The sequence below is a fragment of the Tumebacillus sp. BK434 genome, from assembly GCF_004340785.1.
Taxonomy (GTDB): Bacteria; Bacillota; Bacilli; order Tumebacillales; family Tumebacillaceae; genus Tumebacillus_A.
Map to the genome: position 1 here is coordinate 334,097 of NZ_SLXS01000004.1, position 17,699 is coordinate 351,795.

18 protein-coding genes are annotated in these 17,699 nt (G+C 51.1%); 14 read left to right on the top strand and 4 right to left on the bottom strand.

Annotation, left to right across the window (positions count from 1 at the left end; translation table 11 throughout):
* The first annotated feature begins 57 nt into the window (after positions 1-57).
* Positions 58-456: a (deoxy)nucleoside triphosphate pyrophosphohydrolase gene (locus tag EV586_RS12880; protein ID WP_132945521.1), complete on the top strand. Its 399-nt coding sequence runs from the start codon at positions 58-60 to the stop codon at positions 454-456.
* A gap of 5 nt (positions 457-461) precedes the next feature.
* Here the strand turns inward: EV586_RS12880 and EV586_RS12885 are convergent, their stop codons facing one another.
* Positions 462-3,653, bottom strand: a complete 3,192-nt coding sequence (locus EV586_RS12885) for a DUF3427 domain-containing protein (RefSeq protein WP_132945522.1) — start codon at positions 3,651-3,653, stop codon at positions 462-464.
* Between the two features lie 207 nt (positions 3,654-3,860).
* On the opposite strand from EV586_RS12885, the gene EV586_RS12890 reads away from it, so the two are divergent.
* The 3 genes from EV586_RS12890 to EV586_RS12900 all read left to right on the top strand — a co-directional run bounded on the left by EV586_RS12890 (position 3,861) and on the right by EV586_RS12900 (position 6,363).
* Positions 3,861-5,171 carry a helix-turn-helix domain-containing protein gene (locus EV586_RS12890; RefSeq protein ID WP_132945523.1) on the top strand — a complete coding sequence of 437 codons (1,311 nt, stop codon included), beginning with the start codon at positions 3,861-3,863 and terminating at the stop codon, positions 5,169-5,171.
* Between the two features lie 449 nt (positions 5,172-5,620).
* Positions 5,621-6,058, top strand: coding sequence for a hypothetical protein (locus EV586_RS12895; RefSeq protein ID WP_132945524.1), 438 nt, complete (start codon positions 5,621-5,623; stop codon positions 6,056-6,058).
* A 41-nt stretch (positions 6,059-6,099) separates the two neighbouring features.
* Positions 6,100-6,363: a hypothetical protein gene (locus tag EV586_RS12900; protein WP_132945525.1), complete on the top strand. Its 264-nt coding sequence runs from the start codon at positions 6,100-6,102 to the stop codon at positions 6,361-6,363.
* A gap of 33 nt (positions 6,364-6,396) precedes the next feature.
* Here EV586_RS12900 and EV586_RS12905 read toward each other — a convergent pair whose 3' ends face one another.
* Entirely contained in the window at positions 6,397-7,386 is a 990-nt protein-coding gene (locus tag EV586_RS12905; RefSeq protein WP_132945526.1) for a CobW family GTP-binding protein, read from the bottom strand.
* A gap of 198 nt (positions 7,387-7,584) precedes the next feature.
* Here EV586_RS12905 and EV586_RS12910 point away from each other — a divergent pair, with 198 nt between their 5' ends.
* Entirely contained in the window at positions 7,585-7,974 is a 390-nt protein-coding gene (locus tag EV586_RS12910; RefSeq protein ID WP_132945527.1) for a DUF6864 domain-containing function, read from the top strand.
* 225 nt (positions 7,975-8,199) lie between these two features.
* Positions 8,200-8,913: a hypothetical protein gene (locus tag EV586_RS12915; protein WP_132945528.1), complete on the top strand. Its 714-nt coding sequence runs from the start codon at positions 8,200-8,202 to the stop codon at positions 8,911-8,913.
* Positions 8,914-8,972: 59 nt separating this feature from the next.
* Here the strand turns inward: EV586_RS12915 and EV586_RS12920 are convergent, their stop codons facing one another.
* Positions 8,973-9,413 (bottom strand): peptidylprolyl isomerase, encoded by a 441-nt coding sequence (locus tag EV586_RS12920; RefSeq protein WP_132945529.1) that lies wholly within the window; start codon positions 9,411-9,413, stop codon positions 8,973-8,975.
* Between the two features lie 202 nt (positions 9,414-9,615).
* Between EV586_RS12920 and EV586_RS12925 the strand changes: the two genes are divergently transcribed.
* The 3 genes from EV586_RS12925 to EV586_RS12935 all read left to right on the top strand — a co-directional run bounded on the left by EV586_RS12925 (position 9,616) and on the right by EV586_RS12935 (position 13,347).
* A complete protein-coding gene (locus EV586_RS12925; RefSeq protein WP_165898580.1) occupies positions 9,616-10,587 on the top strand; it encodes an S-layer homology domain-containing protein in 972 nt (323 codons plus the stop codon).
* Between the two features lie 130 nt (positions 10,588-10,717).
* Positions 10,718-11,797 (top strand): ABC transporter permease subunit, encoded by a 1,080-nt coding sequence (locus tag EV586_RS12930; RefSeq protein ID WP_132945531.1) that lies wholly within the window; start codon positions 10,718-10,720, stop codon positions 11,795-11,797.
* 74 nt (positions 11,798-11,871) lie between these two features.
* Positions 11,872-13,347, top strand: a complete 1,476-nt coding sequence (locus EV586_RS12935; protein WP_132945532.1) for an ABC transporter permease — start codon at positions 11,872-11,874, stop codon at positions 13,345-13,347.
* 36 nt (positions 13,348-13,383) lie between these two features.
* On the opposite strand, the gene EV586_RS12940 is transcribed toward EV586_RS12935, so the two are convergent.
* The gene (locus EV586_RS12940; protein ID WP_132945533.1) at positions 13,384-14,337 is read right to left on the bottom strand and encodes an alpha/beta hydrolase; all 954 of its coding nucleotides are present in this window, start codon (positions 14,335-14,337) and stop codon (positions 13,384-13,386) included.
* Positions 14,338-14,458: 121 nt separating this feature from the next.
* On the opposite strand from EV586_RS12940, the gene EV586_RS12945 reads away from it, so the two are divergent.
* From EV586_RS12945 to EV586_RS12965, 5 genes are all read left to right on the top strand, one after another.
* The gene (locus EV586_RS12945; protein ID WP_094236061.1) at positions 14,459-14,764 is read left to right on the top strand and encodes a 2Fe-2S iron-sulfur cluster-binding protein; all 306 of its coding nucleotides are present in this window, start codon (positions 14,459-14,461) and stop codon (positions 14,762-14,764) included.
* A 72-nt stretch (positions 14,765-14,836) separates the two neighbouring features.
* Positions 14,837-15,253 carry a hypothetical protein gene (locus EV586_RS12950; protein ID WP_132945535.1) on the top strand — a complete coding sequence of 139 codons (417 nt, stop codon included), beginning with the start codon at positions 14,837-14,839 and terminating at the stop codon, positions 15,251-15,253.
* Complete coding sequence (locus tag EV586_RS12955; RefSeq protein ID WP_165898581.1) at positions 15,234-15,698, top strand: SRPBCC family protein; 465 nt, start codon at positions 15,234-15,236, stop codon at positions 15,696-15,698. Before EV586_RS12950 ends, EV586_RS12955 begins: the two co-directional genes overlap by 20 nt.
* A gap of 80 nt (positions 15,699-15,778) precedes the next feature.
* Complete coding sequence (gene megL / locus EV586_RS12960; protein ID WP_132945537.1) at positions 15,779-16,969, top strand: methionine gamma-lyase; 1,191 nt, start codon at positions 15,779-15,781, stop codon at positions 16,967-16,969.
* Between the two features lie 176 nt (positions 16,970-17,145).
* Complete coding sequence (locus EV586_RS12965) at positions 17,146-17,697, top strand: GNAT family N-acetyltransferase (protein ID WP_132945538.1); 552 nt, start codon at positions 17,146-17,148, stop codon at positions 17,695-17,697.
* Positions 17,698-17,699 lie beyond the last annotated feature (2 nt).

A 17,699-nucleotide genomic window follows, 5' to 3' on the forward strand; every position in this document is an offset into this window, starting at 1 on the left:
TGTTTATGCTACAAATGATAGTGATGAAAAATATGAAGTACGGGAGGAAGTAGCTGTATGAAAAAAGTGGATGTAGTTGGTGCCATAATTGTGAATGAAAAAAAAGAAGTGCTGTGCGCACTTCGTTCTCAAAATATGTCTTTACCGGGTCTTTGGGAATTTCCTGGTGGGAAAATTGAAGAGGGGGAAGATCCCAAGGACTCCTTGGTTAGAGAGATCAAAGAAGAGTTAGATTGCGAGATTGAGGTCGGTGATCTTGTAGTTGACGCAACACATGAGTATCCAACCGTTGTGGTGCGCCTCATCACATACTTTGCAACAATTGTGCATGGGGAACCGAAAGCCAGTGAGCATGAAAAACTCACTTGGCTTTCAAAAAGTGAACTGAGTTCTCTTAACTGGGCCCCCGCTGATTTGCCGACTCTTGATCGTTTGGTCAATGAAGATTTATTGTAGATCAATTATCGAATCAAATCGTTGAAAATCTCATCTGGTACCTGTGATTGAAGTCGCCACTTGATATTCATCGGTTTGTCACCATGACTACTGACATAGTCCATCTCACCAAGATACATAAAGGGAAGAGTCATACCATGCATTTTTGCGAACTTACGTACAAAAAGATGTATGTGTATGCCTCTTTCTTTATTGTGAATGTAATTTTGTCCAACTTTAGATTTATGGGTAGTCTTAGGCTGACTTTGCCAATGGAAGTTCTGTTGATCGATAAAGTAATCCTCATAATTAAGATGATCTGCAGTTCCTTCATCCTTAATTAGAGTTACAAAGAGAAGATAATTATTACCCACCTGTCTAACGCCTTCACGCCATGAACTTTTTGTAACCGTGACTTGAAACAGGAACATTAGATCACTACGAGTGTAGTTTTGATGGAGCATGATGCCATTCTGGTTACTAAGAGTTAGCTCTGGGCGGTGAGTTCGTCTAAACTCAGTAAGCCCGAAATTAAATCGTTCCCTGATATATTTCCCGTTCCTTTCTGAATCCATTGCGTGCTTGATTGGCTCTTCAAGGCTGAACGTATCATTCAACACACGACCGAACGACCACTTGAATTTGGATTGTTCCTCAGACAATCTTTCCATCGCCCGAACAACATATGGTTTATGTTGTTCAGCGGTAACAGGGACTCGGAAACGACGCTGTAATTCAGTAAGCACTTGAGGCACTTGTACTTCTTCGTGTTGAAACGCGAGTTCCAAAATGATGAATTCATACGGCCACTTTAACGGAAACATCCTTTCGAGACGCTGAATGATCTGAAGCGCCAAATGATCTTCCAGCAAAGCGGAGTCGAACTCATTTAGATCCTTCATACGTTTCTTAGTCTCCACCCATGAACCGAACCTTCTTACAAAATAGAAAAGGCTAGGTGCTTGCTCGTTGTAGAGAAAATCCACTAGTTCTGGGGAACGACCGAGTTCTTTTCTAAATTGAAAGTACAAGTCGGTCAGCAATTGGATGTTATTCATACGTACTTGATCTAGTTTTTCAAGAATTTGTTGACGAGATATTTCTTCAAGATCCACGTAACACCCCTCCGGAAGTTCAGAGAACTCGTTCTCTACTGCCTTACGTAAGGATTCACGATCAAAAGCTCTGTGGTTTGTTTGTCCTGACAATGCTAGTGGAACAACAAAAGATTTCTTGTAGTTACCAATAAAGTCTAAAACAGTAACGTATTCTTTGCCGTCGATTTTTCTTAGTCCACGTCCTAACTGTTGAATAAAAATAGTTGCAGACTCCGTAGGGCGTAGGAAGAGAAGTACGTTGAGTTTTGGAATATCAATGCCTTCGTTAAAGATATCAACGGTGAAAATGATCTGCAGTGGGTCATGGTCGTCTTCCAATCGCGCGATGATTTTCTGGCGCGCTTTGGGGTCATCATTCCCGGTTAAGCAGGCTGCGTGATAGCCAATTTTATTGAATTCGTCTGTCATGAACTTTGCATGGTCAACATTTGCACAAAAGCCCAGTGCAACAAGTCGGTCCCCATCGTACCCGAATTTCTCGATCATATCTTTAATGTACTCTACACGTTCGTTTGTCTTAAGAGCATGGACGAGAGAGGCTTCTTCAAAAAAGCCATTCTGTTGCTCGATCTCGTTATAATCTATGGTTGGGTCATTCAGTCCAAAATAATGAAAGGGAGCAAGAAGTTCATTCTCTAAGGCTTGATGTAGACGTATCTCGTAGACGACATTAAAGTCACACAATGCTAGCACATCTCGGCCATCCATGCGTTCGGGTGTTGCAGTCAATCCGAGTAAAAACATCGGTTGGAAGTGATCAAGTACCTTCCGATATGTTTCGGCCTGTGCATGGTGAAACTCGTCCACGATGATGTAGTCGAAATGGTCGTGGGGAAATTGGGCCAATGTCTCAGCGCGATGCATGGTCTGAACCGTGCTGAATAAGAACGGTTTCTGAAGATTCTTTTCAGTTCCTGTAAGTTTACCGAAAAGATCATATGAACCGTAAACTTCCGCAAAGGTCTCTTGGGCATTCATTAAAAGCTCGTCGCGATGAGCGAGAAATAACATGCGTTTTGCCTGAAATTGATGAACATCAAACGCGGACAAATACGTTTTCCCTGTGCCGGTAGCGGCAATGACAACGCCTTTGTCATTTCCGTCTTTTCGCGTGTTTTGGAGTGCTGCTAGGGCTTTTTGTTGCATCAGATTAGGCTCAATTTTACGATGGAGTTGTTCACCATATTGGGCGGATGGTTCAGCGACAAGTGGTGTTTCGAAAGGTTTAAATTTTTCTCTTCGAGATGAGGCAATTTTTCCAGCTTCATATTGAATCTTGTAGCTTTCTAAAAGTGATGGTGTAACAGGAATGGCACGGGGGTCATTCCACATTTCTTCGAAGACTTTGGATGCTTTTGAATATATCGGAATATGTGGAAGGTCAGGGAGTTTAACATTCCATTCATATCCGTCCACAAAAGCAGCGCGCGAAATATTGGAGGAGCCAATGATTCCTGTGCTTAAGTCTGAGTTGCGACTAAACAAATACGCTTTTGTGTGAAAAGATTTATGCCCAGAATCGAAAATCTTGACTTCGACATTCTCTAATTCGAGAAGTCGTTCAAGGGCTTTTGGCTCTGTATAGTTAAGGTACGTTGAGGTTAAGACACGAATCGGTTTCTTGTTTGCGAGAAGCTGGTCAAATGGTCGCAAGAGCAATTGCAAACCTTTCCATCGAATAAAACTGACCATAAGATCGGCACGATCGGTGGACTGCAGTTCAAATTTTATAGTTTTGTATAAGTTTCGCTTCCCGACTCCATAGTTTGTAATCAGCTGCGAAGTTGTGAGGAACATATCTGAGTAGTCTGGAATAAAGCGGTCTTCATTACTATAATGGATCGATTGCAGCGGCAGGTCGTATTCTGTTACAGATTCATTAAGTTGCTGTTTAAGAGTGGTGACTAACTGAAACATTTGATCGTAGTTAGAGTCTTCGGCTAGTTTATAGAGGCGTTGACCGATCTCGGTTGAGATCTGTTGAATCAGAGCATCAGCATATGCTTTGGGGTGTAGAGGATTCGATTTATTATTCTCAGGATAAGATTTTCCTTTTTGTTTCAATTCTTCGAATAGCCCAGAGTTATCGTAAACGGTCATGTGTGAGTACTCTCCTCTTGCTCTGTGTAGACAAAATTATAACAGCAGCTCTCTATAGATTAACTTTACGAAGAACTACTCTCAATACCCTTTTTGTCATTCTAAGATCAAAGAGGTTTTATTTGCGTATTTGCAATCTTATTTATTTCATAGCAAATCAAAATATGGTATCTTTGACTGTGTATATTTTTGTTAGGAGGGGTGCGCATGGAAGAAATCAAGGTCGAATCATTAGGAGAGAAGATCCGTCGTCTTCGATTAGAAAAAGGTATGAGTCAATCGGATGTTGCTGATGGTTTTGTGACAATATCAATGATCAGCCAACTCGAACGCGACAAGAATACCGCTTCTGTAGAGCTGCTTACCCATATAGCAAAAAAGTTACAGGTGCCGCTCCACGTGTTAGTTCAAGATGAAATTGATCAGATGGAGGTTGTGAATCGCCATAAGTTAGCAAAGGTTTATTTGGAGATAGGGGAATCTATCGAGGCTGAAAAGTTGTTGATCGTTTTACATCAAGAGCCCGGTATTTCACAAGTGGACTCAATCGATATTACCATCGACTTAGCAGAAAGCCTGCACCAGCAAACGAAATATGATGACACGATGGAATTATTATTGCCATTGATTACTCATTTGGAGAGTGTCAATTACGATAACGTACATACTTTAGCATTAATCAGAAAACGAATCGGAAACGTCCATCTACAGAAGCAGGAGCTTACCCCAGCTTACTATAACTATCAGAAAGCTTTCGATTTAACATTCCAGTTCGCAATTTTTGACCAGTTAGCTGCGCAAATCTCCTTCAATCTTGGGAAAGTTTTGCGCATGAAAGGATTGCATCAACAATCTCTTTTTTATTTTGAGAAAGCCGGTGACTACTATTTACGGTCGCAAGACATTAGACATTTAGCAGATACAATGTTTGTACAAGCAAAAGCGTATAATACGGCACACCAGCATAAGCGAGCTTCCGAACTTTTTAGTGATGCATACCATTTATATAAGTTTCTAAATCTATCCTCCCTATCTATGCAGGTGCAACATAACATTGCGGTCCTTGTAACGCTCAAAGAAGACACGGAGAAAGCATTAGCTCATTTGTGTGAGTGTGCAAACTTTTATTTTACTGAGGGGGATTACAGGAATTACGTACTAGCAATATCTAAAATCGCAGAGATTGAGTTTACAAACGATTTGGAGAAAGCGAAGGACTTGTTAGATCAAGCGACCGAGCAGATCAATCAAAATTCACTCCAAAGGACTGTTGAAGAAGCCTCTTTATTACGCACTTGGGCGAAGTTTTATTCTATCAAGGGCAACGATGCGAAGTGCATTGAATATGCATTAAAATCGGCCGAATTATTTGGTATAATTGGGGTAATTATTGAAGAGATTGAATCGCTTGACATTGTAGGGGACGTTTATCATCGTCTGGGGAATTTCGAAGCGGCATATAAAGTGGAACGAAGACGGAATTTGCTTTACAAAGATTTGCACGACCGGGGGAGATGATAAGAAATGAAAAAGTTGATACTTGCTTGTCTGTTAGTTGGAGTTTTGTTTATAGGTGTGGATCATTCTATAACGAACGCTGCTGAGGTACTCCCTGAACCGGGTCCACATATCATAGCAAAATGATTTTAGCCGTAGCACAAAGTGCTACGGGTTTTTTATTCCCCAGGAACTGCTTTTTTAGTAGTGTAATCCTCATAGGGATATTGACTAACAACTATGGAATGTTGGCGAAATTTGATAGTCCGTTGAATATGAACTGTCGATTCGAATTCAGTATAAATAATTATTCAGGTTCCAGAACCGAATCCGGAGATTGACTCCTACATCTGGCCCACATTATCTTGGGCATCCTATGTAAATGGTGGCACGAAAATTATTGCTAAGTTACAGTTGAAAGAGAGTGGAGGTCCACTCTCTTTCATATTTCTTATTAGGGGGGATTTTTGATGCTAATGAGAATTAATTTTGTTCTGGCAATTGCACTTGCAGCTTTGTTGTTTGGATGTAGCGATCCTTCACCTCTCAAATCGGACCTTGAAGTCGCAATAAATCAAACATTTGGTATGCAATTCGACTATCTCGATCATGTCCAAGTTTTTAAAGTCGGGAACAACACTTTGGAGTCCCTTGCAGATATTAAGGGAGAGAATGTCCGTGGTATCATATTGACTCTTTCTAAAGCGAAATTGTCTGTGGAAGAGCCACTCCCCAAAACTTTCCCGTATAAAATTGTTCTATCTACCTCACCTGAAGGATTGGAATACAATAAAAAGCAAACCACGGCCGATCTTCTAGTCTATCAGGAAGGAGAGGTAACTCATATTTCTTACAACAACAGACATTACGTTTTGAAAGAGGATCTATCTTCTTATGGGATTGAATAACATCAAAGTTTTAAGGCTCATTCCGCTGGCAGGAGGTGTAAATGAAACATTCATTGATACTTTGGTCAGTCGTTTCCTTGGCCTATACAGTCCTCGCCGTGTTTCTCGGGATTACCCTAAAAGAAGAAATGATGATGCTTCTCTGGCTCTATCTGGTAATCGGGATTCCAATATTGATTGCTGCTTTGATACTGGTTGTACTCTATTTTACCGCTTCCCGTAAGGCGTTCTGGACGGTTTTTGGTCTCTTCGTCCTGTTTGGGGCGGGGATTATTGGATACGAGCTAATAACAGTTCCAAAGTAGAAAATGAAAAGACTGAGTTCGTAGTAAACGAACTCAGTCTTTTTTGCATTCTTGGAGTTGCTCAATAATCCCAGCCTCATCCAAATCCTTCCCAATAAACACCGCAAACGCCCTTCCATTCCCATCGACATCCACAATAGCCGACATCGGTGCCCCAGGCTCGTAATGGAACTCGTGCAGCATGCCGTGCTCGGCGTCTTTATAGAACCCTTTTGCACGCAAGACGTTGTCCGGCAGAGCTCGCAAGAAATCGAAGAACTTCTCCTTATCCACCGCACCCTCAAACTCATAAGTAAACGTCTGCAAGTTCCCAAAGCTCGTCCGCTCGCGGGTCGTCGCCTTCACTTGCCCCACAGTGCGGCGGGAAATGCCTTTGGGCTTGGCAGAGGGCTTCTCTTTTGGCGTGGTTCGCACTCCCAGCAGTTCCACTGCATCTACCTCGCCCTTATACACCTGCAGCAGCGGCGCATCCCCGTTCAACTCCTGCAGCACCTTCTGCAACGCCTCCCAGTGCTCGGGCTTCACCAGATCGGTTTTGGACACCAGAATCGCATCGGCGTACTGCACCTGCTGGATCATCGTCCGCTCGTTCGCATCGAGTGAATCCGGAGAGAGATCCAGGGGGAAGCGTTTCGCGCTTACGAGGGTGTAGATCCCTGCAAGGTGCATAAGATCGGCCAACTCTGGCTCCACCAGCGCTTCCACGAGGTCGACAGGAGAGGCTACCCCGGTGGTCTCAAGGAAGATCACGTTGGGCTTGTACTGCACGACCATCTGCTGCAGGGTGATTGACAGGCTGCCGCGCAGGGTGCAGCAGACGCAGCCTTCGAGCAGATCCATCACGGGGACGGCGGAATTTTGCAGGAGAAGGGTGTCGACGCTTTCCGAGCCGAATTCGTTCATCAGCACGGCGGGGGTGCGTCCCTCTGCTTTGATGTGGCGAAGCAGGGTTTTCAAAAGGGTGGTTTTGCCGGCGCCGAGGTAGCCGGTCAGTATGTAAACGGGAATCGAAGTTGTGGTCATCTTCCTATCTCCTTCCGTTCTTGCAAGTACTTCTAGTCTACCGTGGGGATGTGGTAGGAAGCAAATCGAATGAGAGCTTTAGCAGGTTACAGGTGTAGCTTCAACCGCCAATAATCGAAGTGGTGTCGGAAATCAACAAATCTACTGTTCATTTTGTTTAGTCATAGGCTCGGGATAAAGGGAATAGGATGTAACAGAATGATAGATTGGGCAGAAGGGAAGAGCGGGTACATGATCCTGACAGTAGACGGGCTGGAAGTGTTGGAGAGCGGGTCGCTGCATGCACTGCATGAAGAAACCGTTGTGTTTGAGTTTGACGATGGGGACGGAGCTTTGACTGTACGATTTACGTTTCAGGATAAACGCAATTGCGAGCGGGAGGTGGAGCTTGAAGAAATCAATGAGTGGGAAGTACTGCTGACGTTTGTGAATTTTGACGAGCCGAACGGGATCTCGAATCAGAAGAAGCTGCTTGAGGTCGGGGAGTATCGCGGGCGGAGTCTGTATTTGCGGTATTTTGTGATCGGGTCGAGGGATACGGAGAATATGCTGGTGCATTACACGTGGTTTTTGGGGCCGAAGGTGTGAGCCGGTTGGGGAGAACCCGGCTTTTTTTTGCTATCTCGTGCGCTATTGGAAGATGCAAGCATTGTTTGTACGAATGTGGACGCGGTATTCGAATAATGCCGGCTGAACTCGGATTTGGTAATCTTCTCTGTCTCAAAGAGAACCAACGTCGGACGAAATTGATGGTGTGCGGAAACTTTATGGTACACTCTATTAAACTCTGTTGTTATGGAGGGAAGACATTACATGATTTCTAAGGCGACAAAAATCGGCGCTGGTATTTTACTGGCTGGAGCAATTGGACTTACGGTCTTTATGTCTGGCCAGGATGAAGGCGTAATTGTAAAGGTAAAAGAGATCGTGAGTCCTCTTTCGAGTGACTTTGAGTTTGTTAAGGAAACGCAATACCCCATTGCTGCGGGATCTGCTAGCATGGAAACGTTTGATACATTGGAAAGTATGTATGAGCGGGCTGTTATAGTTGCGGAAGTGAAAATTAAAGACCAGGAGACAATCTATACTTCGGAAAATCCGCCGTCAGTTCTTACTTGGTCGGAAGCAGACATCAAGACTCTTTACAAAGGGGATACAAGCCTGAAAACGGTTAAGATTTCGGAAACCGGAGGAGTCATTGATATGTCAAAATCGAAGGGGAACGAAATGCGATCCGATGGGAAGCCACGAGCGTCGGAACCTTTTGTGGAAAGCACAATTGAAGGGTCTCCGGTGATGAAAAAAGGAAATCGGTACATTGTGTTCCTGAAAGATGGTTACCCCGGTGACCCCTATACGATTGTCGGTACTGTTCAAGGGAAATTTCGTATTGAAGATGTGAGCAATAAAGGTGTTGTGACGATTGCTCCCGATCGATTTGCGAAGCATATGGACTTGTTTTGGCTGCAACGTAAGTTTGCAGGGAAAGAGAAGATAGAAATTGATAAGGTTTTGAAAAGTTTGTAGGCAGACGGAAAAAGGGCCGACTTCGGTGAGAAGTCGGCTCTTTTTATGTCGGATTCAACTTACGCCTCTACAATCTTCACAGACTTCATCTTATCGCCTTGCGCGATGCCATCGATGAACTCTTCACCGGAGATGATCTGACCAAACACGGTGTGGTTGCCGTCCAGGTGAGCGGTGGTCTTGCGGTCATGCACGATGAAGAACTGGGAACCGCCGGTGTTGCGGCCAGCGTGAGCCATGGACAGCGCGCCGCGCTGGTGCTGGTGCGGGTTGTCGATTACTTCGCACTTGATGGTATAGCCCGGACCGCCGGTGCCGGTGCCTTGCGGGCAGCCGCCTTGAGCGACGAAGCCCGGGATGACGCGGTGGAACTTGAGGCCGTCGTAGAAGCCTTCGTTCGCCAGCTTTTCAAAGTTGGCTACGGTGCCCGGTGCATGGGTGTCAAACATTTCGAATTCCATGACGCCGCCGCGCTCGAGTTCGATGATTGCTTTTTTCATTATGTAGTCACTGCCTTTCGTTATGTGCTTGCTGCTTACTTCCCCATTATACACGAAAAGGCGCGTTGCCAAAAAGAGGAGCGGTTTTTCGAGCAGGGGGTCTGTCGAAATAAGTCGAAAGTAGGAGACAGAAACACGGCCCGATCTGCGAACTTTGTACATGTGCACGGGGAGACAGGGAGAAAGCAAGCAGGAGGAGATCATGAAGAAAATCATCAAAGCATTGCCTTTGCTGGCGCTGGCAGCCATCGCTTTTCTGGCGCTGCCACAGACCTCGGAGGCGGCAAATGGAAACCCATTCAGTGATATTGACAACTCGTATGCCAAGAATGAAATTCTTTCGATGTACAGCAACCACATCATCCAAGGCTTTACGGACGGCACGTTCCGACCGAAACAGCAGGTGACGCGGGCTGAGTTTGCGGCGATGCTGATCAACGCCAAGAAGCTGCCTCTGACAGACCCTTATAAAGGAGTGTTTCGCGACGTCCCGCGGGGAGAATGGTACACCACCTACGCGGAACTATCCTATCGGCTGGGCGTCACGAGTGGAACGGCCGACGGCGTGTTCCAACCTAATAAACCGTTGAGCCGGGAAGAGATGATCAAAATGACGGTCAGCGCCCTCGGCAAGGAATCGGAGACGGCGCGCAAGATGAGCTACACCGCCTATTCCCGCGCCGTCGCCGGTTACAGCGATCGCGGGAGCATCTCGTCCTGGGCGGTGAAAGCGGTGGCTTATGCGACCGACGCCGGGCTGATTCACGGCTCGGGCGGCAAAGTGGAGGCGAAGCGCTATGCCACGCGCGAGGAAGTGGCGACGTTCCTCTACCATTCGATCGTGCAGCGGCCGAAGCCGGGGAATGTGTTTAACATCTCGTCGCGCGGCGGGATGGGGCTGAACTACCACACGAAAAAAGCGACAGAAGCAACCGCCTACACGTACTCGGGCAACCCGGCGTACACGGGCATCATGCCGCGCGTCGGCATGGTCGCCGTCGACCCGGCACAGATTGCGCTCGGCTCGCATCTGTATATTCCAGGCTACGGCTACGGGATCGCAGGCGACACGGGCGGCGCGATTAAGAATCTGCGAGTCGATCTGTTCCATCCGGATTATTACTCGGCTACCCTGTTTGGACGCAAGGCGATGGATGTCTATATTTTGGACTAGCCTTAAACTCCACAATTACAAAGAGATTACAAATTGTTTACAGAAGATGCGAATTGAGGAAATATTCTCAACGCATCTTTTTTATTGTGCTATATTGGAATTAATTGGTGCTATAGGGAGTTGATCTCATATGATCATTCGTTTTGTCAAAGGATGTATGCTCGTCGTCTGCGTGCTTGCAGGCATCTGGCTCGTCAGCAACTTGGGCTATGCGATCGACGCGGTCGCGCATGACAGGGTGCAGGTCACGCTGATGCCGGGAGCAACAGCGGAAGAGATCGTGGCCCGCTATCCGGGTTTGACGCTGATCCAGAAGGAGCCGGGCCTGATCGTCGGCTATCCGGAGGCGGAGGAACGGGAGTACAAGCGGCTGTTGAGCATGGACAGGCAGATCGATCTGACGCTGGCCGTGCCGAAGTTTCCGAGCTTTGATTGGGAACGGTATGGGATGGCCCTCAAGGGCTCCTTGGATACCTACTCGCAAGGCAAACTGGGGGAGATCACGTTCCAGACGGAGATCTATCCGCGCAATGAACCGCTGGAGAAGCATCTGGGCGCAATGGTGAAGCGGACGTTTTCGTACTTGATCCCGGCGTTTGTGCTGGCGGTTGCCGGAGGTCTGTTGATCGTGCTGCTCGCGGTGCTGCTGCCGCGGCTGGGCAAGGTGTTGGATGTGCTAAATCGCTTGCTGCTGTCGCTGCCCGATTTTTTCTTGATCGTGATGATCCAGTATGCGGCGGTGATGATCGACAAGAAGGCGGGGAAAACGCTGATCGTGGCCCTGCAATTTCAGGATCGGACGCCGTTTTTGATCCCGCTGCTCGGCATCGCGATGCTGCCGGGGGCGATCCTGTATGGGACGCTGCGGCTGGCCTTCGCTCGCGAGTGGCAGGAGGCGTATGTGCGGACCGCCTACGCCAAAGGGTTGACCCGCCCAATGGTCGTCCTGTCGCATCTGTTGCGCAATACGTGGGAGGATCTGCTGGCCGTGCTGCCGCGCATGGTCCTGGTCGCGGTGACGTCGATGGTGGCGGCAGAAGTGATCACCTGGACGTTTGGCTTAGGCGGCTACGCGTTTGCGCAAGGGGTGGTCTCGGTGTCGTCGCTGCCGGTAACGTGTGCGATTCTGGCGGTATTTACGCTGGTGACGAACGGTCTGATCGCTTGGGTGCGCCACCGTCGGGCTGTGGCTTTTAAGGAGGGGAAGTAGCATGGTGCAGAACGGGATGCGGGTCACTTGGGTGCGCCACCGCCGGGCTTTTGCCCTAAAGGAGGGGAAGTAGCATGACGTTGAAAGGGATGCGGTTTCAATATGGATTGGCTTGGACGCTGCTGCTTCTGCTCGTGGTGGTGACGCTGTTTGGCAGCTATCTGATGCCGAGCGCGATCGGGGAAAGCGACAAGATTCAACTGGCGGAACAGGTGATCGACGGCAAAAAGCAGCTGGTCGCGCCTCCGTTCGCCCCGAGCGGTGAACACTGGTTGGGGACGGATCATCGCGGGTATGACATGCTGAGCCTGCTGTTGAACGGTGCGAAATATTCGATCGGATTCGGCTTGCTGGTGACGGCGGCGCGCTTTTTGCTCGCGGTGCCGCTCGGACTGTACAGCGGAGCGACGGGCCGGCTGCGCGGCGTGGTGCGGGTGCTGCAGATCGTGACGACTTCGGTGCCGGCGGTGTTGATCTTGTTCACGGCGCTGTATCAGCTGGCCGGGATGCTGTACATCAACATGGGTCTGTTGCCGAACGACCCGCGCGTGCAGTTTTTTGAACTCGCGGTGTTCATCATGCTGGTCGGGGCGGGCGTGTTTCCGCTGGCCGATCAGTTTGCTGACCGGGCGAAATTTTTCAGCGACAAGGAATTTATCAGCGCTTCCCGCACGCTGGGGGCGTCGACGAGCCGGATCGTCTGGCGGCATCTGGTGCCGCATCTGCGGCCGGAGTTGCTGTACGGGTTCGTGACGGAACTGGTACAGGTGATGTTTTTGATCGGGCAGTTGGCGGTGCTCAGCGTGTTTGTCGGCGGAAGCGAACCGTTTCATCTGGGCGAGAAGACGCATATCGACTTCATCTTGTTGTCGACGACCGGTGAATGGGGTGCGCTGATCGCATATGGCATCAAGTATATTAACAGCTATCAATGGCTGGTGGCAGCACCTTGTGCGTTTCTGGCCGTATCGGTGCTGATCCTTTCGTTTTTTGCACACACGTTGCAGCAGCGGCTGGAGCACCCGGGTTTCTATCGTCAACAAAAGAAGGTGTGGCGGAACAAACGGGCGGTCGCAGCGGCCGGTGTTGTGGTCGCAGGCTGTCTGGTGCTGGTACTGCTGGCACCGAACAAAGCGCCGGAAGCGGCGGCTGCGAACGGCGAATTTGGCGCAAGCGCGGTCGATCAGGTGATCACCGGGGCGAACAAGCAGAGCTTGGCCAGCACGCCGGTCAAAGCGGGCGAGTTTATGAAGTATTTGGAGCAGAATCGATGGGACTATGCACAAGCGGCGTTCTTCGCGACTCCTTCGAACAAGCCGCCTCAGCCGTTTGATCGCTGGGTGGAGGCGCTGGCTTCCGGGAAGTACAAGTTTCTGAAAGCGGAGCGGATGTTCAAACGGGCGAACGGACAGGTCGGCTATGAGGTCGAACTGCAGGTTCAGAATCCGGAGGGCCAAGTGGAGATCTGGGTGCTGGAGATGCTCGGGAGCGAGCGGATTCAGTCGGGCAAAGGAGGTCCTGGTGAATCGGTGCCGATCGTGCTTCGATAAGAAGACAGAAGAAAAAGCAGCCTGCGGGCTGCTTTTTTAGTCGCCGAGATGCTGCTGGAAAAAGGACACGACGCGGTCCATATAGGTCACCGGGTCGAGCTCCCAAGTGCCGACGTGTTTGGCCGGTTCGACCGACCAGAGTTCGGGCTGGTTGGGAGCCAGCGCGGTGATCAGCTTGTCGGAATGGGCGCGGTCGATCGCGTCGTCTTTGCCGCCGTGGATGAAGAGGATCGGGCGGGTGGTCAGCAGCTGGGCCGCTTTCAGCGGGGAGACTTCGGACGGGTCGTGGCCGATCAGCCACGGCAGTTCCCAGAGGATCAGGCTGGTGAACGGGAAGTCGGGCAGGTGCGACCAGTGCGGCATGTTTTCTTTGAGGTACGGGCGCAGGTCGGAGAATGGGCTGTCGGCGATCAGCGCTTTGACATCGGGCAGGTCGGCCGCGGCGAGCAGGGCGGTCGAGGCACCCATCGAGAAGCCGAGCAAGCCAATGCCGTTGGTGCCGTAGCCTTGTTCCTGCGCATAGTGGACGGCGGCGATCAGGTCTTCTTTTTCATTCAAGCCGACGGTGGTCAGGTCGCCGCCGGAAAGTCCGTGGTTGCGGAAGTCGAACATCAGCACGGAGAATCCGTTTTCGGTCAGGGCTTTGGCGGTCGGCAGCGACGGTTTGTCGGCAACGCGGTTGCCAGAGTAGCCGTGGGCGAAGACGATCAGGCGGTCGGTCTGACCGTTCGCAGCGGGCAGGAACCAGCCTTTGAGCGGGGTGCCATCGGCGGAGGTGAACTCGATGTCTCCGTAGGTCACGCCGATGTCTTGCGGCGTCACTTCGATCGGACGGCGGTCGGGATGCGTCAGGCTCCAGGTGACATAGCCGGAGAGCAGAGGCAGCAAAAGGAATAAAATAAGGACGATGGTCAAACTCACGCGCAGCCAGTTCCGTTTGCGGCGGACGCGATAGGCGGGCGGAATGGTGCTCAGCAAGGGCATGCTCATCTTTTCAACTTCTTTCTGTTAGAATCGTGTATCTACTTCGCTCAGAGTGGCAGAATCCCTTTTTTACTGGTAAACTGGAAGGTGTTAGGCTTGAAACCAGAGAGAAATGAGGTCCGATACCATGGCAGATACGGTGAAAGTCACCATTCACTTGGAAGAAACGAATGAAACGGTAACGATGGAAGTTGCGAAAGGCGCGAACCTGCTGGAAGAGTGCAAGAAGCGCCACATCGAGATGGAATGGGGCTGCATGAACGCAGAATGCGGTCAATGCTCCGTGAAGATCCTGAAAGGCGAAGAGCACCTCAACGACCCGACCGAGGAAGAGATCGACTTCCTGCTGTTCCGCATCGATGACGGCCATCGTCTGGGCTGCCAAGTAGAGTGCAACGGCGATCTGGAAGTGGATCACCCGGCACGCGACTAATACATACAGGTTGAGGAGGAGAACCGCACCGGCACCGGGGCGGTTTTTCTGTGAGAAAGGGAGGACTGGGAGATGCTGTATCGGTATCAGAACAAGATGGGCTGGCTGCTTTTGGTGTTGACGCTGCCGGTGCTGTACATGATCTTCGCACAGCAGACGATTCAGGAAGCGGTCGTGTTGGCGCTGCTCTATGTGCTGCTGCTCGGGCTTTTGTTTATGCGGCATTTTGTGCTGAAGGGGGTGCGCGTTGCCGAGGAGGGACTGGTCGTGGAGCGCAGACTGTTGCCTTCGAAGGTGTACCCGTGGCAGGGGATGACGGTGGTGTATCACCCGAAGGAGCGGCGTTTGGCAGAAGGCCTGGAGATCCAGCAAGGGGACGAGCGAGGGCAGTTTCTCGCGCTGACCCATGTGGCCGATACGGATCAATTGCGCGCGGAGCTGGAAGAGCGGCTCGGGAGCCGGTACCGCCATGGCAAAAGTGACGTGTGAGGTGGAGATCAACGCTCCTGTGGAAGCGGTGTGGCGGGTGATGCAGGACCCGACACGGCGCGGGGAGTGGGATTTTCGGATCACGGGCGGACGGTTCACCAAGGACGGCTTGCCGACGAAAGGCGCGCAGTTTGTGACGGCCGGGCGGCTGGTGCTGCCCTACTCGTTTGAGATGGAGTATCTGGCGGTGACCCCGTGCCGGCAGACGGTGGTCAAACTGATCAAGGCGCATGGTGTGCCGGTGGCAGCCGGGGCCGGGTCGTGGACGTATTTGCGCGATGGTGAAGGCACGGTGGTGCGGACGGCGTTTCGGTTTGAGCTGAAGCAGCCGTGGCGCTTTTTGTTCGATCCGTGGCTGATGCAGCCGGTGATGCTGCTGGTCACGAAGTGGTCGCTGTGGAAATTGAAGAGATTGATGGAGTCGAAAAAAGTCCCTTTGGCGTAGACGTCGCGGGGCTTTTTGTCGTTTGCAGGGGGGGAAGTACGCGGGCGCTCTTTTTTTCATAGACTGCCAGAAAGGGGGCGATGAATGTGAAGAAGGACGAAAAAGGGTTTTCGACGCGAAGCATTCACCCGGACGGTGTGGAGAAGGATGTGTATGGTGCGCTGGTGCCGCCGCTCTATCTGAGCTCGACGTTCGTGTTTCCGTCGGCGGAGGCGGGCGGGGCGCGTTTTGCCGGGGAGGAGCCGGGGATGATCTATTCGCGGATCGCCAATCCGACGGTGCAGGCGCTGGAGACTGCGGTGGCCGGGCTTGAGGGCGGGGAGGCGGGGCTTGCCTTCGGGTCGGGGATGGGGGCGATTTCGGCGGTGCTCCTCGCGCTGGTGGAGTCGGGGGATCATGTGCTCTGTTCGGATGGGCTGTACGGGTGTACGTATGGCTTTTTGTCGCTGCTGAAGCGGAAGTTCAAGGTGGATTTCTCGCTGGCAGACTTGGCGGATGAAGAGGCGGTGCGCCGGGCGATGCGTCCGGAGACGAAGGTGGTGTATGTGGAGACGCCGATCAATCCGACGATGAAGCTGGTCGACTTGGAGATGGTGGCGCGGGTGGCGCATGAGCAGGGGGCGCAGGTGGTGGTGGACAATACGTTTCTGACGCCGTACTTGCAGCGTCCGCTGGCGCACGGGTGTGATGTGGTGGTGCATTCGGCGACGAAGTATCTGGGCGGTCACGGGGATCTGATCGCCGGGGTCGCGGTGGGGCGGAAGGCATTTTTGGATGAGGTGCGAATGTCGACGCTGAAGGACATCGGGGCGGTACTGTCGCCGATGGATGCCTGGCTGATCTTGCGGGGGCTGAAAACGCTGCCTTTGCGGATGGAGCGGCATTGTGAGAATGCACAGCAGGTGGCGGCGTTTTTGCAAGGGCATCCGAAGGTGAAGCGGGTGAGGTTCCCCGGGCTGGACGATTTCCCGCAGCAGGAGCTGGCGGCGAAGCAGATGACGGGGCCGGGCGGGATGATCTCGTTTGAAGTGGAGTCGCTGGAGGCGGGGCGAACGGTGATGGACCATGTTCAAGTAGCAAAGTTGGCGGTCAGTCTCGGCGAGACGACGACGCTGATCCAGCACCCGGCGACGATGACCCACTCGGTGATCCCGGCCGAGGTCAGACAGCAGGAGATGGGGATCGCCGATGGGCTGATCCGCTTGTCGGTGGGGCTCGAGGATGTCGCGGATGTGATTCGTGATTTGGAGCAGGCGCTTGAGAAGATTTAGGGCTGGTGCTGGAGCGACTGAAGGAGGACGCTTGTTTGGATCGGATGGATCTTCTTAGGTAAGGAAAGCCGGTGCTGAGAGCGCTGGCTTTTTGATTTTGGGATGCGACTTGGATTTGACAAGCTTGTGGAGTTTGATTACCATATAAAGGCTAATTGAAAGGGGGATGTGCTGAGATGGTGACTTTGCGACCTGTGGAATTGCGGGATGTGGATGCGCTGTATGGGTTTCGGATGGATGAGGAAGTGATGTTCTGGGCGTCTGGCGGGTTCGGGGTGGCGATGCATGCGCGCGTGGAGATCGAGGAGATGGTGAAGTCGCAGAAGGCTTCGGGGTCGTCGCGCGTGTTTGTGATCGAGGCGGAAAAGGACGGGAAGCAGGTCGTCATTGGGCAGATCTCGTTTCGGGACTTTAACCGCATCAACCGCAATGTGACGATCGGGATGTTTATCGGCGATCGCGCCTTTTGGGGCAAGGGCTACGGAACGGACGCGCTGGAACAGTTTATCCGCATGCTGTTCACCCGCTACGGGGCGCACCGGATCTCGATGGACACGTTTGCCGACAACAAACGCGCCATTCGCTGCTATGAAAAATGCGGCTTTGCGGTGGAAGGCGTGCGCCGGGACGCGATGTGGACGATGAACGGACACCGCGATCAGGTGATGATGGGCTTGCTGAGCGCGGATTGGCTGAAAAAGCAAGGGGATATGCCATATTATTTGTAAGC

Excerpts from the sequence above, each read along its gene's own strand:
- EV586_RS12880 (WP_132945521.1), top strand. The coding sequence starts at position 58 with ATGAAAAAAGTGGATGTAGTTGGTGCCATAATTGTGAATGAAAAAAAA.
- EV586_RS12885 (WP_132945522.1), bottom strand. The coding sequence starts at position 3,653 with ATGACCGTTTACGATAACTCTGGGCTATTCGAAGAATTGAAACAAAAA.
- EV586_RS12890 (WP_132945523.1), top strand. The coding sequence starts at position 3,861 with ATGGAAGAAATCAAGGTCGAATCATTAGGAGAGAAGATCCGTCGTCTT.
- EV586_RS12895 (WP_132945524.1), top strand. The coding sequence starts at position 5,621 with ATGCTAATGAGAATTAATTTTGTTCTGGCAATTGCACTTGCAGCTTTG.
- EV586_RS12900 (WP_132945525.1), top strand. The coding sequence starts at position 6,100 with ATGAAACATTCATTGATACTTTGGTCAGTCGTTTCCTTGGCCTATACA.
- EV586_RS12905 (WP_132945526.1), bottom strand. The coding sequence starts at position 7,386 with ATGACCACAACTTCGATTCCCGTTTACATACTGACCGGCTACCTCGGC.
- EV586_RS12910 (WP_132945527.1), top strand. The coding sequence starts at position 7,585 with ATGATAGATTGGGCAGAAGGGAAGAGCGGGTACATGATCCTGACAGTA.
- EV586_RS12915 (WP_132945528.1), top strand. The coding sequence starts at position 8,200 with ATGATTTCTAAGGCGACAAAAATCGGCGCTGGTATTTTACTGGCTGGA.
- EV586_RS12920 (WP_132945529.1), bottom strand. The coding sequence starts at position 9,413 with ATGAAAAAAGCAATCATCGAACTCGAGCGCGGCGGCGTCATGGAATTC.
- EV586_RS12925 (WP_165898580.1), top strand. The coding sequence starts at position 9,616 with ATGAAGAAAATCATCAAAGCATTGCCTTTGCTGGCGCTGGCAGCCATC.
- EV586_RS12930 (WP_132945531.1), top strand. The coding sequence starts at position 10,718 with ATGATCATTCGTTTTGTCAAAGGATGTATGCTCGTCGTCTGCGTGCTT.
- EV586_RS12935 (WP_132945532.1), top strand. The coding sequence starts at position 11,872 with ATGACGTTGAAAGGGATGCGGTTTCAATATGGATTGGCTTGGACGCTG.
- EV586_RS12940 (WP_132945533.1), bottom strand. The coding sequence starts at position 14,337 with ATGAGCATGCCCTTGCTGAGCACCATTCCGCCCGCCTATCGCGTCCGC.
- EV586_RS12945 (WP_094236061.1), top strand. The coding sequence starts at position 14,459 with ATGGCAGATACGGTGAAAGTCACCATTCACTTGGAAGAAACGAATGAA.
- EV586_RS12950 (WP_132945535.1), top strand. The coding sequence starts at position 14,837 with ATGCTGTATCGGTATCAGAACAAGATGGGCTGGCTGCTTTTGGTGTTG.
- EV586_RS12955 (WP_165898581.1), top strand. The coding sequence starts at position 15,234 with ATGGCAAAAGTGACGTGTGAGGTGGAGATCAACGCTCCTGTGGAAGCG.
- megL (WP_132945537.1), top strand. The coding sequence starts at position 15,779 with ATGAATGTGAAGAAGGACGAAAAAGGGTTTTCGACGCGAAGCATTCAC.
- EV586_RS12965 (WP_132945538.1), top strand. The coding sequence starts at position 17,146 with ATGGTGACTTTGCGACCTGTGGAATTGCGGGATGTGGATGCGCTGTAT.